The sequence below is a fragment of the Mucilaginibacter hurinus genome (genome assembly GCF_003324525.1).
GTDB lineage: Bacteria > Bacteroidota > Bacteroidia > Sphingobacteriales > Sphingobacteriaceae > Mucilaginibacter > Mucilaginibacter hurinus.
The window spans coordinates 361,873-375,780 of sequence record NZ_QGDC01000005.1 but is presented as its reverse complement, the minus strand read 5'-3'; the positions used below and the strand labels follow the sequence as shown (position 1 = coordinate 375,780).

General features: G+C 42.6%; 13 protein-coding genes. 5 read left to right on the top strand and 8 right to left on the bottom strand.

What is annotated here, in order from left to right; genetic code table 11:
- Positions 1 to 16: 16 nt before the first annotated feature.
- Together DJ568_RS11080 and DJ568_RS11075 are read right to left on the bottom strand one after the other, a co-directional pair.
- Positions 17 to 1,252, bottom strand: a complete 1,236-nt coding sequence (locus DJ568_RS11080) for a TlpA disulfide reductase family protein (RefSeq protein WP_114005332.1) — start codon at positions 1,250 to 1,252, stop codon at positions 17 to 19.
- 26 nt (positions 1,253 to 1,278) lie between these two features.
- Positions 1,279 to 2,418, bottom strand: coding sequence for an acyl-CoA dehydrogenase (locus DJ568_RS11075; RefSeq protein ID WP_114005331.1), 1,140 nt, complete (start codon positions 2,416 to 2,418; stop codon positions 1,279 to 1,281).
- A gap of 615 nt (positions 2,419 to 3,033) precedes the next feature.
- Here DJ568_RS11075 and DJ568_RS11070 point away from each other — a divergent pair.
- The 5 genes from DJ568_RS11070 (at position 3,034) to DJ568_RS11050 (ending at position 6,991) form a co-directional block, all read left to right on the top strand.
- Positions 3,034 to 3,576 carry an AAA family ATPase gene (locus DJ568_RS11070; RefSeq protein ID WP_114005330.1) on the top strand — a complete coding sequence of 181 codons (543 nt, stop codon included), beginning with the start codon at positions 3,034 to 3,036 and terminating at the stop codon, positions 3,574 to 3,576.
- 151 nt (positions 3,577 to 3,727) lie between these two features.
- A complete protein-coding gene (locus DJ568_RS11065; RefSeq protein WP_114005329.1) occupies positions 3,728 to 4,288 on the top strand; it encodes an RNA polymerase sigma factor in 561 nt (186 codons plus the stop codon).
- Complete coding sequence (locus tag DJ568_RS11060; protein WP_114005328.1) at positions 4,285 to 4,848, top strand: hypothetical protein; 564 nt, start codon at positions 4,285 to 4,287, stop codon at positions 4,846 to 4,848. Before DJ568_RS11065 ends, DJ568_RS11060 begins: the two co-directional genes overlap by 4 nt.
- Positions 4,829 to 6,154, top strand: coding sequence for a hypothetical protein (locus tag DJ568_RS11055; protein ID WP_114005327.1), 1,326 nt, complete (start codon positions 4,829 to 4,831; stop codon positions 6,152 to 6,154). The genes DJ568_RS11060 and DJ568_RS11055 overlap by 20 nt, the downstream gene beginning before the upstream one ends.
- A gap of 72 nt (positions 6,155 to 6,226) precedes the next feature.
- Entirely contained in the window at positions 6,227 to 6,991 is a 765-nt protein-coding gene (locus DJ568_RS11050) for a TerC family protein (RefSeq protein ID WP_114005326.1), read from the top strand.
- Positions 6,992 to 7,037: 46 nt separating this feature from the next.
- On the opposite strand, the gene DJ568_RS11045 is transcribed toward DJ568_RS11050, so the two are convergent.
- From DJ568_RS11045 to DJ568_RS11020, 6 genes are all read right to left on the bottom strand, one after another.
- A complete protein-coding gene (locus DJ568_RS11045) occupies positions 7,038 to 7,496 on the bottom strand; it encodes a YciI family protein (RefSeq protein WP_114005325.1) in 459 nt (152 codons plus the stop codon).
- A gap of 44 nt (positions 7,497 to 7,540) precedes the next feature.
- Positions 7,541 to 8,728 carry a class I SAM-dependent rRNA methyltransferase gene (locus DJ568_RS11040; protein ID WP_114005324.1) on the bottom strand — a complete coding sequence of 396 codons (1,188 nt, stop codon included), beginning with the start codon at positions 8,726 to 8,728 and terminating at the stop codon, positions 7,541 to 7,543.
- Positions 8,729 to 8,860: 132 nt separating this feature from the next.
- Complete coding sequence (locus DJ568_RS11035) at positions 8,861 to 11,125, bottom strand: glycoside hydrolase family 31 protein (protein WP_114005323.1); 2,265 nt, start codon at positions 11,123 to 11,125, stop codon at positions 8,861 to 8,863.
- 149 nt (positions 11,126 to 11,274) lie between these two features.
- Complete coding sequence (locus DJ568_RS11030; protein WP_114003536.1) at positions 11,275 to 12,174, bottom strand: nucleotidyltransferase family protein; 900 nt, start codon at positions 12,172 to 12,174, stop codon at positions 11,275 to 11,277.
- Positions 12,175 to 12,265: 91 nt separating this feature from the next.
- Positions 12,266 to 13,378 (bottom strand): M42 family metallopeptidase, encoded by a 1,113-nt coding sequence (locus tag DJ568_RS11025; RefSeq protein ID WP_114005322.1) that lies wholly within the window; start codon positions 13,376 to 13,378, stop codon positions 12,266 to 12,268.
- Between the two features lie 68 nt (positions 13,379 to 13,446).
- On the bottom strand, positions 13,447 to 13,866 hold the full coding sequence (locus tag DJ568_RS11020) for a GNAT family N-acetyltransferase (protein WP_114005321.1): 420 nt from the start codon (positions 13,864 to 13,866) through the stop codon (positions 13,447 to 13,449).
- Positions 13,867 to 13,908 lie beyond the last annotated feature (42 nt).

Genomic DNA, 13,908 nt, shown 5'->3' with positions numbered 1-13,908 from the left:
GTTCTATACCGAGGGGTCAAGGGGTTTCTGACAATAACTCTTCTGTAAGAGCTTCAAACTCTTTAATGTAATCGGTATAATATGCTCCTGTCGCCGGTCCGTTAAACCCCGTATGTATTTTACGCACATTACCCTTTTTATCTATTATAATAGTAGTAGGAAAAGCAATTACCTGTGTTAGCATAGGCAAACTTTTAGCTGTTTGCGCGCGTGCAGGTGTATAGCCGGTTATTAACAAGGGATAAGGTACACCCATCCGGGCCTTAAACTGTTGTATAGCTTTGGCAGATTTAACAACATCATTAGTGCGCTCATAAGCCAAACCAATTATTTCAACGCCGCGCGGTTGGTACTTTTTGTAATAATGCACTACAAGATACTCAGTTTCATCGATACAATTTGGACACCACGAGCCTAGTATTTGAATGATTACCACTTTATTTTTAAACCTTTCGTCACTTAATGACACCTTATTGCCATTAAGATCAGGATACGAAAAGTCAAGACTGGTGTAACCTGGTTTCAATGTACTTAATGAGTAGGCGTCTGCCAACTTTGCCTTGTCGTTTTTGTAAGCTGTCCATGGAGTTACACTTGAATATTCCGAATAAAACTTACCACCCGTAAGCGTTTGCTCGTCGTTAATCTTAGCAGTGAACAGATAAGCATTGCCACCATCAAAACACGATAAGTACAGGCTGTCGCCTTTAACAGTACCCTCTAAAAAACGATGGTCGCCCGTATTAGTTAAAAACGTACCGGTTAGCTTATCACCGGTGTGTATAAACTCGCCTACCGCGGTATCGATTTTTGCACCCGTGCCAAAAACAGCCGACCATCGGCCTGAAATATTATGAACTGCAGTTTGCGAAACCTTAAAAAAACGCCATGCGGTGTTTGGCGTAGCACTGAAGTCCATTGCCCTATAGCCTGCAGATGTAAGCTTTATCCATTTACCGGTTAGCCCGCCGGACGTTTTCTTCAGTCTGAATTCGTTGCCATACAGGGGCATCTGTATAAATACCGAGTCGCCGCGATAGGTTATATCGTTAACTTTAAAACGCTCAGTAGCGTTAAAAATAGTAATGAGTTGCCTGCCGGCACTATCTGAAACATCAAAATTGAACGGTATATCATGGCCTGACGAAGTTTTGAGCGTACCGCGCCAAATCCCCTTCGTTATTTGTTGAGCAGCGGCTTGATATAGCAGCCCCGCTAACATGATAACAATTAACAGTATTTTTTTAACCATGCTATAGATACGTAAAACTCCAGAGTTTATTTCAACACTTCGCGGGATATGACGATGCGCTGAATTTCAGAGGTACCCTCGTATATCTGGGTTATTTTGGCATCGCGCATCAGCCGCTCTACGTGGTATTCTTTTACATATCCATAACCGCCGTGTATCTGCACCGCTTCTACTGTTACATTCATAGCAGTTTCTGAGGCAAATAGCTTAGCCATGGCACTGGCCTTCGCGTAGGGTTGGCCATTATCTTTTAACCATGCCGCCTGTAAGCATAACAAACGTGCCGCCTCTATTTGCGTAGCCATATCGGCCAGCTTAAACTGTATAGCCTGGTGCTCTGATATTGGTTTACCAAATGATTTGCGGTCTTTCGAATATTGCAAGGCTAGCTCATATGCGCCCGACGCTATGCCAAGTGCCTGCGCAGCAATGCCTATACGACCACCCTCCAGTACCTTCATGGCGAATTTAAAGCCAAATCCGTCCTCACCAATCCTGTTTTCCTTTGGCACCTTTACATCCGTAAACATTAGCGAATGCGTATCTGAACCGCGTATACCTAGTTTATTTTCTTTTGGTCCTACGGCAAAGCCCTCCCAACCGCTTTCAACAATAAACGCATTTATGCCGTGATGCTTTTTTGCAGGATCAGTTTGCGCTATAACGATATAAGTTGAAGCCGTACCGCCGTTGGTTATCCAGTTCTTTGTCCCGTTAAGCAAGTAATAGTCACCCATGTCAACCGCCGTGGTACGCTGCGATGTAGCATCAGACCCTGCTTCGGGCTCTGATAAACAAAACGCTCCAATAACCTCACCTTTAGCCAACGGTGTAAGGTATTTTTCTTTTTGATGCTCACTGCCGTAAGCTTCAAGACCGAAACACACCAACGAATTATTTACTGATACCACTACCGAAGCCGAAGCATCAATTTTTGAAAGTTCTTCCATTACCAGCACGTACGACATGACATCAAGTCCGCTGCCGCCATATTGCGGCGATACCATCATACCTAAAAAGCCCAGTTCACCTAACTTTTTGATCTGCTCCGCAGGAAACTTTTGATGTTCGTCGCGCTCAATGACGCCTGGTTTAAGTTCGGTTTGAGCGAAATCCCGGGCAGCTTGTCTAATCATTAACTGCTCTTCAGATAATTGGAAATCCATGGCAAAAATTTTAAAATAAAGATAGCTTAATTAATATGCAGGCATAATAAATTTATGGCAAAAAAAAAGAGAGCTTTTTTTGAAGCTCCCTTTCCCCTAATTAATTTAAACTATTGATTAAACCCAAAACAAAGAACATAAAATCCCAGCCTGGGTGTCTGAGAATTCAACTTAAGTTTTACATAGGTAGATGTAATTCTTGATGTTTCTACAGATGATGCAAGGTCATTTCCATTGAAACAAACACGACGCCAACATTTACAAGTTGAGGTAACTAACGTGTTACAAAGCTAAAATAAGCATGCTGGTGATAATAAAAAGCCTATGTATGTTACTTAAAACCCTTTGTATTGTTAGGGTTAATTACAGTTGTATATAATTTACCACACTATTGTGTATTTTATTTAATACACCAATCGGTTTATGTACAAATTAACCTACACGTACTTTTAATTATATTTGAAATGTACTTTGCAGTAGCGGCGTGGTCAGGGTTACGTGAACAAGGTGTATAATACAGGCGTTATTAAAGTCTGCCAAAGGCTGTAACTGTGACTGCAAGAACCAGCATGCTTGACTCTTGTTATTAATCTTTAACTTTTTACCAAAAACTGCATGAGCAACCCGCTGCCAAACATAATTAAAATCGCTATCGTAGGACCAGAGTCTACTGGAAAATCAACGATGTCGGCGTACCTGGCAAAACATTACCACACGGTATGGGTGCCCGAGTTTGCGCGCCAGTATTGCGAAAAACTAACTTCGCCTTGTACCTATCAGGATGAAGTAAACATGTTTTATGGCCAGCTAGATCTCGAGGAAAAAATGTTGCCGCAGGCCAGTAAGATATTGATATGCGACACTACATTTATTACAATAAAAATTTGGAGTGATCATTTGTTTGGCAAAACACCTCCCGAAGTGCTTGACGAGCTGCCCCGCCATACTTACGACTTTTACCTTTTACTTGATATTGATATGCCGTGGGTTGACGACCCGCTGCGTGACTTTCCCACCTTACGCTCACATTTTATGCAACTATGGCACAAAGAGCTGCAGGCGCTGAATGCACGGTATGTAGTTATATCAGGCCTGGAACAACAACGGTATGATAAAGCAGTAGCCGCTGTGGATAATTTTCTAAGCAAAACAGGCTAAGAGAAATATTCGGGCCGGTGCAGCAATATCCTGCAGCACATTATTGTAAGGAAATCTTTAGCGTATCAACATTAAATACAAAATTTATCAGTCCACGTGCAACGTTGTGTAAAACACGCTGTCATATAACACAGAAAGCTGAATATCACAATTGGAAGCTATATACATCGACAAACATTATAACCTGGTGGTTGAGTGTAAGCAGGGCAGTAAAAAGGCCTGTTACGAACTTTATCGTCTGTATTCTAAAGCGATGCTTAATGTCGCCTTTAGGATAGTGGGTAACATTGCCGAAGCTGAGGATGTGCTGCAAGAGGCATTTTTACATGCCTTTAACAAGGTGCATGACTTTAGGCAGGAAACAACCTTCGGACTATGGCTTAAGCAAATTGTGGTATCCCGTTGCATTAATGCCCTGCGCAAGCGTAAGCTTGAATTTGCCGACATGGATGATGAGGGTTTAGAAAATATAGCTGATGAAATGCCGGCTGATGAAGAGGAAACACTTTACAAAGTGGCTGTGGTGAAAGAGGCTATAAAGGAGTTACCAGAGGGTTACCGTGTAGTGCTATCATTATACCTGCTTGAAGGGTACGACCATGAAGAAATAGGCCAGATATTAAATATAACAGAAAATACATCAAGAACCCAGTTTTTGAGAGCAAAAAGGAAATTGAGTGAAATTTTAAAAAGGAAAGGAGTTACATCATGAGCAAGCGATTAGAAGATTTCATCAGGGCAAACAAGGACGAATTCAATGACATTGAACCGCGTGCGGAATTATGGGGGAAAATAGAGCAAAATTTACAGTTAAATAAACCCCGGCTTACAACGCGTGAAGCCAAAACCTTCTCGCTGGCATTTGTAGTAAAAGTTGCCGCCAGCGTTATCATCGTTATGGGAGTTTGTTTTGCCCTGTATTTGCGCAATCAAAACACGGCCGGGGTTAGCCTTGCTGATATAAATCCTGCTTATGCTAAACAGCAAATGCATTATGCGTCGGTAGTTCAAAACAAACGCAGTGAACTTAAGGAATTAGCAAAATCAGACCCGCAGTTATATAAAGAATTCAGCAAAGAGTTACATAAAATGGACTCGGTATATAAGAAGCTTAACAGCGACCTGGCCACCAGCCCTAACCAGGAAAGGGTTTTACGTGCGATGATCCGGAATTTGCAGGTACAAACCGAGGTGCTAAACCAGCAATTAAGCGTAATTGAACAGTTTAATCAAATGAAAAAGGAACAAAGCAATGAAATTAAAGATATATAAGCAGTCCATGTTAATGCTTATGGCATTTTGGACAGCATGCCTGCCCGCCATAGCTCAGGAAGCCGTTGCTGTACCGCCGGTACCGATGACAGAGCTGCCGGCTGTACCTGAAGTAATAGTGCCGGATATACAACCGTTGACCATTGATTTACCAAGTACAAAATTTGACGGATTGAATGTCAAATTAAAAAGGCTCGATAAATCCCTTAGTAAAAGCTTAACGAAAAGACTCAGAAACCTTGAAAAGAGTATTACGGTAAATATTTCAGACGCTATACCCGATGTTTCGGCTGTAATAAATGATCTGAGAGTAGAGGTCAATACGGGTAATGACAACGAAACCGATAACTTGAGTAAGAAACGGCCGGTTACAGGTATTACATCAGGTTTTTTTGAAGAAAGAGAAAAAATATACAGCAAGAGCTATAGCGCAGGGCCGAATGATGTATTGGAAATTAGCAATAAATATGGCAACGTCACGGTAAACACCTGGAATAAAAGCGAATTTAAAGTTGACGTTAGAATTAAGGTTTCAAGCAGTGATGAAGGCGCTGCGCAGAAAATGCTGGATAACGTTGTAATACATGACGCTAAAGAGGGTTCTACTGTACGCTTTGAAACTCAGTTTAACAACGGAGATAAAGGCTGGTCGAGCATCGGGAGACGAATAGTAAGAAAAATAGAGATCAACTATACCGTATTTATGCCGGCTAAAAATGCTTTAACCGTTTCAAATAAATATGGTGCCGTTAACTTGCCTGATTTGTATGGAAAAGTTATTGTCAGCAACTCGTACGGAAACCTGGCGGCTAAAACACTAAGTAATACCGCTAATGTGATCCAGGTAAAGTATGGCGGCGCAAATATCGAAGGCTTATCAGGCTGTGATCTTAATGTTGCTTATGGCAGCCTTAATCTGTCTGAAGGATCAAATCTAAATGCCAATGTAAGCTATGGCGGTGTCAATATTGGCATCCTCAAGTCATCAGGAAATATAAACGTAAAGTATTGCGGCGGATTAAATATTGGCACATTGGATAAAAGCCTTAAAAACCTTGCTATAAACTCTGCCTACTCCGGGATAAAACTAGGAGTAGAAAATTTGTCGAACATTGACTTTGATGTAACTGTGCACTACGGCGGTTTTAATTACGATGACGACCAGGTAAGAATAACGGCTAAAAACCCTGATGATGAAAAGGGTTTTAAACCTACCAAAAATTACAAAGGCCACCTTGGCAAAAGTAGCAACAACGATAAACTAATTACCATTAATTCAAAATACGGCGGAGTGAAATTTGAATAATATTCTTCGTGATGATAAAAAACCTTTGCCATAGGCAGAGGTTTTTTTATTTTTAGGCCGTTATTTACAACTATGGAAATCTTCGCCAGTCCCGAAACCTGGATATCGTTAATTACCCTGACTGTTCTTGAAATAGTTTTAGGCATTGATAATATAATTTTTATCTCAATACTGGCGGATAAACTGCCGAAGGAAGAGCAAGCTAAAGGCCGCAGGTTAGGGTTAGCCATGGCGCTTATAACACGCATATTGTTATTGCTTACTATCAGCTGGGTAATGCGCTTAACACAACCGCTTTTTAACGCCGCAGAATGGTTTGGAATGACCGACCCTGAATGGGTTGCAAAATTAGCCATATCAGGTCGTGACCTTATTTTGCTTATAGGCGGTTTGTTCCTGATATATAAAAGCACCCACGAAATACATGGTAAAATTGAAGGTGATGAAGAAGGCGGCGCTAATATAAAAAGGCACTCTTTTTGGGGCACTATTTTCCAAATCATGATACTTGACATCGTGTTCTCGCTCGATTCGGTAATTACGGCTGTAGGTATGGCTGAGCACGTGGAAGTGATGATAATAGCGGTGGTTATTGCTGTGGGTATAATGATGTGGGCATCAGGCAGCGTGGCAGCTTTTGTAAATAAACATCCAACTGTTAAAATGCTGGCATTGTCTTTCTTATTGCTGATAGGTGTTTCTTTACTTGCCGAGTCGTTAGACCAGCATATCCCTAAAGGTTACATTTACTTCGCCATGGCATTTTCGGTAATGGTAGAAATGTTAAACCTGAAAGTTAAAAGCAAGAGTACTGCTAAGGAAATAGTTGAAAGGTAAGATTCACTAGTGCCTTTGGTGATTACAGAACAAGCTTTATATATTGCTAAAAACTCATTTTCTCTATCCTGTCATGTATCTTCTGATGTTCGGGCAATGCCGCCGATCCATACCAGCCGTATAATTCAACATCAAGCAGCTTTGCTTTAACAGCCGGGTCTGAATCCACCAATTTGGCTGCCTCCTCTACAGTAGGCACGTTTAAAATAAATATGCCGCGGTACTGCTTATCGTTCTTTTTTAACGGACCTGCAACAATTAAGTGCCCCTCAGTTACTAACCGTTTCATATTAGCCATGTGCCCTTTAAATGCGCTGTCAACTGTTGCTTTGTCTGCTGTGGTATTACTTCCGCTTTTGAGTATAGCCAATACATACTGCTTCATGCCGTAATCATCGGCGCCCAACTCATAAGCTAATGCCGGATCGTATTTAGGGTTTTTTGATTGGGCGTTAGCTGCGACAGCAAAAAAAGCCAAACTGATAATTACTAATGCCTTTTTCATAATTATTCGATCAATATCCTCTGCGTCATGAAATCCACCACCATTTAAAACACCCTGCACAATAATCCTTTTAAGTATTCCCCTTCAGGAAAAGACGATCTCACAGGATGATCTTCGGGCTGGCAAAACTGGTAGATAAATTGCACCTGCTTGCCTGCATCCAGCGCAGCCCACGCCAGCACCTGTTTAAAGGTTTCCATATCCATTGCTCCCGAGCATGAAAATGTCGCCAGCAGTCCGCCCTTATTTAACAACAACATGCCCACGCGGTTTAAATCCTTATACGCACGTGATGCCCGGTCAAGCGCCGAGCGCGAGGGCGCAAATTTTGGCGGATCAAGTATAATCACATCGAATTTTTCCCCATCCTCCTTAAATCTGCGCAACTGGCTGTTTACATCCGCTTTAATGGCAGTATGTTTAGCCTGGTTAAACCCGTTCAGACGTATATTTTCGGTCAAAGTTTCTATTGCCAATGCCGAGCTATCTACACTAGTAACGGAAGCGGCGCCATGTTTAATACAATTTAATGTAAAACCTCCGGTGTATGAAAAACAGTCAAGCACTTTTTTCCCTGTAGCGTAGCGTGCTAATATGTGCCGGTTTTCGCGCTGATCACAATAAAAGCCCGATTTTTGCCCTTCGGCGATATTAATGCCGTATACAACAGCGTTTTCTTTAACCTCAATCAAATCAGGCGGAAGGGTACCCCAAAGCAACTTATTGTTGGTTTCTAACCCTTCATGCAAGCGCGACGAGGCATCACTTTTATCAAATATGCTTTTGGGTTGCAATAATGTTTGAAGTTCATCAATTACAACAGGCATCAGCCTCTCTATCCCTGAGGTAAGTACCTGTACTGCCAGATGATCTGCGTACTTATCTACGATTAAGCCCGGCAAATAATCAGCCTCGCTGAATATTAACCGACACGCATTTGTGTCATCAGTGTTAAGCAATTGCATACGTGCGGCGACAGCCGTACGTATCTTATCGCGCAGCCAAACTTCGTCAATTATTACCTGCTCGTCCCACTCCAACAAACGCAAAGCAACCCGCGATTGATCGTTGTAAAACCCATACGCCATAAAATCGCCTTTTGCGTTTACAAGGCGCACAATATCACCATTAACAGGCTTGCCTTTTACGGCCTCTATAGCACCCGAAAATACCCAGGGGTGGCGCTGCAGCACTGCTTTTTCTTTCCCTTTTTTAAGGATGACTTTGATCATATCGGCAAAGTTAGTGAATAGTTCATGGTCATGGTTCAGAGTGGGTTAAAAAACAAAGGCCGACGCCGAAGCTACAACGCGGCTGTGCCACGTTCCAAACGCATCGCCCTAACGGCAAGATTTATACGGTGATTAGTACCCGATAACTATTTCGTCGTTTGTGTAGGCTATCGCCTTTTTAACAGGCGTAACTTTATCAAACCCATGTAATATCAACTTTAATAACGTGAAACGGGAAGTAAAATCACCCTCGGCTACTGATAAACTCACGGTTTTTTTTGCCGGGTTAAAGGTGATCACACGTTTATGATAAATGCCCCGTTCATGATCATAAGTTGCTCCGTCATCCTCGTAGTATACAAACTCATTAGCTGACTTACCATTCCAAACATGTAATTCAAGGACACCATCACCTGCATCATTTGTACTCTGGACCACATGCTGCATAGGTATAATTGCACCAGCTTTAACAAATACCGGCAAATCATCCAACGGCGCGGGCACTTTATGGGCTTTAGCCCCTTTATATTTTTTATCACCGGCAAAACGGTACCATTCCCCTTCAGGTAAATATACATCGGCAATGCGTTTAGTACTTTCAACCGGCGCTATAAGCAAGCTATCACCAAACATAAACTGGTTTTGATACATTACATTAAAAACATTCTCGTCCAGGGTGTGCTCAATGGCCAGTGTACGGCTTAGTGGCAAACCTGTTTGGGTTGATTGGTAAAAACCTGAATAAATGTAAGGCAGCAATTTATACCGCTGTTCAATATCTTTCTTAATTATCTTTTCATTTTGCTTACCCCATTCCCACGGCTCTCGCATAGCGGTGCCTATCTCGGCATGATTGCGGTACATCGGGATATATGGCCCCAGCGAATTCCACCGAATCATCAGTTCAGGCGTGGGATTGCCAGTATAGCCGCCAATATCTACCCCTGAAAAAGACATGCCTACCAGCCCCAGGCTGTTTATCAATCGTTGCCCATACAGCATATGCTCGTCGGTGGCAGTGTTATCGCCCGTCCAAACTGCTGAGTAACGCTGCGTACCGCAATATGCTGCGCGGGTGAGTACAAATGGCCGTTTATTGCCTAATATTTTACGTGTACCGTTATACGTAGCCCTGGTCATTTCCATGCCGTACACATTACGCACTTCGCCGATATATTTATCACCGAACTTTACATTCAGCGGGATGTTCTGACCCCAGGCAGCCGGCTCGTTCATGTCGTTCCAAAACCCTTCAACACCGGGTTCGGTAAGCGCGGTGAACGAGGCGCCCCACCACTCCTTCACTTCATCATTAAAAAAATCAGGAAAGTAGCAGCGGCCCGGCCAAACACTTGCTATGTATTTATCGCCGTTACTGTAAGTGGCAAAGTAGTTTTTTTCCACGCCTTCATCGTACTGCTTGTAACCGGGTTCAACCTTAATCCCCGGATCAACTATGGCCACTACCTTAAAATCCATTTCCTTCAGCTGGTCAATCATGTCTTTAGGGTTGGCAAAAGCAGTTTTATTCCAGGTAAATATTTTATAGTTGTCCATGTAATCTATATCGCAATAGATCACGTCGGCAGGTATATTATTTTTACGGAATTTGGAGGCTATTTTAAGTACCTCTTCAGCACTCATATAGCTGTAGCGGCATTGCTGGTAGCCGAGGCTCCATAACGGTGGCATATCCATGCGGCCGGTTAGCCATGTATAATCCTCAATAATTTTAGCTACGCCCTGCGCACCAAAAAAATAGTAGTTCATGTCGCCACCGTCAGCACCAAACCAACTCATTTCATCGTCGGTAGTAGCTCCAAAATCAAAGTAACTTTTGTGCGTATTATCAAAAAAAAGCCCGTATGTAAGTGTGCTATGCAAGCCTATAAAAAACGGAAAGGTTTTATATAACGGGTCAGTATAAATAGTATGTCTTGAGGCATCAGTGTTCCAGTTTACATAGTGTGTACCCCGGCGGTCTAAGTTGCCCGTTTTTTCTCCCAGGCCAATGAATTTTTCGTCCGGATATAATTTGCGGTAATTAACTACACGCTCGTTTTGCCAGTTGACACCAAAACGGGAATCATCTTCGCTTAATGCCTTATCGTCAGCTGTATAAAAATTAAACCGCAACGGTGATTTATTGATACGAAGCTTAAGCGTTTTGGTGGAGATGATGATTTCATCATTGTTTTCGGAATAATTTAAGGCACCTGTAGGTTGTTGAATCACCGCGAAGGAAGTATCAGGCTTGCCGGGGAATTTTGTAACATTAACCCTGATGATAGCTTCGTTATAAACATATACTTTAGCTGTGGCTTCATTGGTAGTAATAACTAAAGCGTTTCCCTGCTGTTCTGTTCTTTCTATATTGCCTAAAACCTCTGTTTCCATTCTTCTTACTAATAATAAACGTCATTACGGGAGAGACTAGCCAATCTCTAAACTATTTACTTTGCCATTATAACGGCTTAGCGCGTTAGAGATTGCCTGGTATCCGCAATGACGCCTGATAACATTTTTTAAATTCCCCCCCCCGGGGGTTAGGCCCAAAGATTTTCCGGGTAGGTGCCATTGTTCACCAGTTCCGAAATACTTTCCTGCACTATGGGTTTATCCTCCTTGTAAGTAACGCCAAACCATTTGTTGGCCGTAGGGATCACTTTAAATTTAGCGGTTCTGCTTTTTATCAGTTCATCAGCTACCAGCGGGATAAAAAACTCCGCTTTCGGGTTCCCCTCGTTTGCCTCAACAAACCGTTTAAACATCGGCTCGCTTTGTTTAAAAACTGCCGGTGTAAAGCCCCAGAAGTTCATTGATACACGGGTATCGTTAGCTAACGGGTATTCCACACCACCCTCTTCGTACACTACGCTGCCGTCTTCTTTAAAATATACCTGGGTGCGCTCGTTTATCTCTATCATATTGCCGTCCTCAACCTTGCATACCCCGCGCGATACCGATCCATTCTCTGACAGGGTTTTGTCTATCTGGTAACCTACCAGTGAGTAGGTATCATCAGCAGCTTCAGTGGTTAAAAATTTGGCCATCTTTTCAAAGGCATCATACCCGTAAAAGTCGTCGGCATTTATTACGCAAAAAGGCTCATGCACCTGGTTGCGTGCTGCCAGCACGGCATGGGCCGTTCCCCAGGGTTTGGCACGTTCTACTTCTTTATCAATACCAAAAGGCTTCAAGTCAAAACCCTGGAACACATAATCTGTCTCTACCCTGCCTTTTAGCTTGGGCTCAAACTTGGCTTTAAACGCCTCGGCAAACTCCTCGCGGATGATGAAGCTGATTTTGCCGAAGCCGGCTTTAATGGCATCGTATATGGAATAATCAATAATCGTTTCGCCGTTGGGGCCAAAGCCGTCAACCTGTTTCATGCTGCCATAGCGGCTGGCCATGCCCGCGGCTAATATTAATAATGTTGGTTTCATTGTTTTATAGATGATTGGATAATAATTTTTGCGCCGCGATATAAAAAATCAAGATTACAGCAAAATGTTTTACGGCAACTTAATTAGTTTGTTACCTGATATATCTGAAATCCTGTCCGGCCTCTAAAGTCAGCAAGCTTTCGTAAATCAAACGGATTACATTGTCTACATCCTCTTTATGTATCATTTCAACCGTGGTATGCATATAGCGCAAAGGCAGGGATATCAATGCCGAGGGCACTCCCTCGTTTGAATAAGCAAAGGCATCAGTATCGGTACCGGTTGAGCGGGATGATGCCTGGCGTTGAAACGGAATATTGGCTTTTTCGGCGGCGGCTATAAGCAACTTATTCACGTTGGTTTGTACAGCCGGCGCATATGATACAACCGGCCCTTTTCCGCAGGCCAGGTCGCCCTGGGTGATCTTGCTGATCATCGGCGTCGTGGTATCATGCGTAACGTCGGTAACAATCGCTACATTAGGTTTAATGCGATGTGCTATCATTTCGGCACCACGCAAACCAATTTCTTCCTGCACGGCGTTTACAATGTATAAACCAAAAGGCAGCTTTATATTATTTTCTTTAAGCAAACGGGCAACTTCGGCTATCATAAAACCACCTACGCGGTTATCCAGCGCACGGCCTACGTAATAGCGGTTATTAAGCACCATAAACTCATCTTCATAAGTTATAACGCAACCTACATGTATGCCTAATTGCTCTACTTCGTCCTTTGACGTGCAGCCGCAATCCAGGCAAATATTTTTAAGGCTGGGCGCTTCCTCCTTTTCACCACCCAGGCGGGTATGGATGGCAGGCCAGCCAAATACTGCTTTAACTACGCCCTTATCTGTATGGATGTTGACTCTCTTTGATGGCGCTATCTGGTGGTCCGAACCTCCGTTACGTATAACGTAAATCAAGCCATCACTGGTTATATAATTTACAAACCATGATATCTCATCGGCATGCGCCTCTATAACTACTTTGTATTCGGCGTCTTTATTGATGATGCCTACAGCGGTGCCATAGTTATCAACGTAATGTTCATCTATGTAAGGCTTCAAATAATCAAGCCATAATTCCTGCCCTTTCCATTCAAAGCCGGTAGGCGAAGCATTGTTAATGTATTTTTCAAAAAATGCCAGGGAAGTTTCGTTTACAACAGGAATATGCGGTGTATCAGTCTTTTTTTTTGCCATGTGTTTGTATTAAAAAGGCTCATTTGCAAAGCCAAAGCAAAGATAATAAAGCTTGTGAGCTTTACATTTTATTCTGTCAATGCTTTCTCAATTATTTCATAATCAATGCCATCACGGGAAAATTTTTCACCGGTGACTGAGAAGCCACGTTTCAAATAGAAATCAATTGCCTCCACCCGGGCATTACACCAAAGGCGCTTACCACCATTAGTTTTCACAAAATCTATAATATACTTCATTACTGCACTACCTATCCCCTGCTTTTGACATAGCCTGTCAATTGCCAATTTTCTGAACTGAAAGTCCTCACCAATTTGAAATACAGATACTACGCCGACTAAATTATTGTTTTTGAAAGCACCGAAATGGAAACCATCATTATCCTCCTCCATCTCCATCTCATGCATATTTTTGCCGGGATAAAGCACGTCACGCCGTAGCCGCCAGGTAAGTTCAGGACGAATCTGCTCAATTGCCAGGTCTGTCATTTACACTGGAAATAAAAAGATTTTTATAACATAGCTATTCAA

Excerpts from the sequence above, each read along its gene's own strand:
- DJ568_RS11080 (WP_114005332.1), bottom strand. The coding sequence starts at position 1,252 with ATGGTTAAAAAAATACTGTTAATTGTTATCATGTTAGCGGGGCTGCTA.
- DJ568_RS11075 (WP_114005331.1), bottom strand. The coding sequence starts at position 2,418 with ATGGATTTCCAATTATCTGAAGAGCAGTTAATGATTAGACAAGCTGCC.
- DJ568_RS11070 (WP_114005330.1), top strand. The coding sequence starts at position 3,034 with ATGAGCAACCCGCTGCCAAACATAATTAAAATCGCTATCGTAGGACCA.
- DJ568_RS11060 (WP_114005328.1), top strand. The coding sequence starts at position 4,285 with ATGAGCAAGCGATTAGAAGATTTCATCAGGGCAAACAAGGACGAATTC.
- DJ568_RS11055 (WP_114005327.1), top strand. The coding sequence starts at position 4,829 with ATGAAATTAAAGATATATAAGCAGTCCATGTTAATGCTTATGGCATTT.
- DJ568_RS11050 (WP_114005326.1), top strand. The coding sequence starts at position 6,227 with ATGGAAATCTTCGCCAGTCCCGAAACCTGGATATCGTTAATTACCCTG.
- DJ568_RS11045 (WP_114005325.1), bottom strand. The coding sequence starts at position 7,496 with ATGAAAAAGGCATTAGTAATTATCAGTTTGGCTTTTTTTGCTGTCGCA.
- DJ568_RS11040 (WP_114005324.1), bottom strand. The coding sequence starts at position 8,728 with ATGATCAAAGTCATCCTTAAAAAAGGGAAAGAAAAAGCAGTGCTGCAG.
- DJ568_RS11035 (WP_114005323.1), bottom strand. The coding sequence starts at position 11,125 with ATGGAAACAGAGGTTTTAGGCAATATAGAAAGAACAGAACAGCAGGGA.
- DJ568_RS11030 (WP_114003536.1), bottom strand. The coding sequence starts at position 12,174 with ATGAAACCAACATTATTAATATTAGCCGCGGGCATGGCCAGCCGCTAT.
- DJ568_RS11025 (WP_114005322.1), bottom strand. The coding sequence starts at position 13,378 with ATGGCAAAAAAAAAGACTGATACACCGCATATTCCTGTTGTAAACGAA.
- DJ568_RS11020 (WP_114005321.1), bottom strand. The coding sequence starts at position 13,866 with ATGACAGACCTGGCAATTGAGCAGATTCGTCCTGAACTTACCTGGCGG.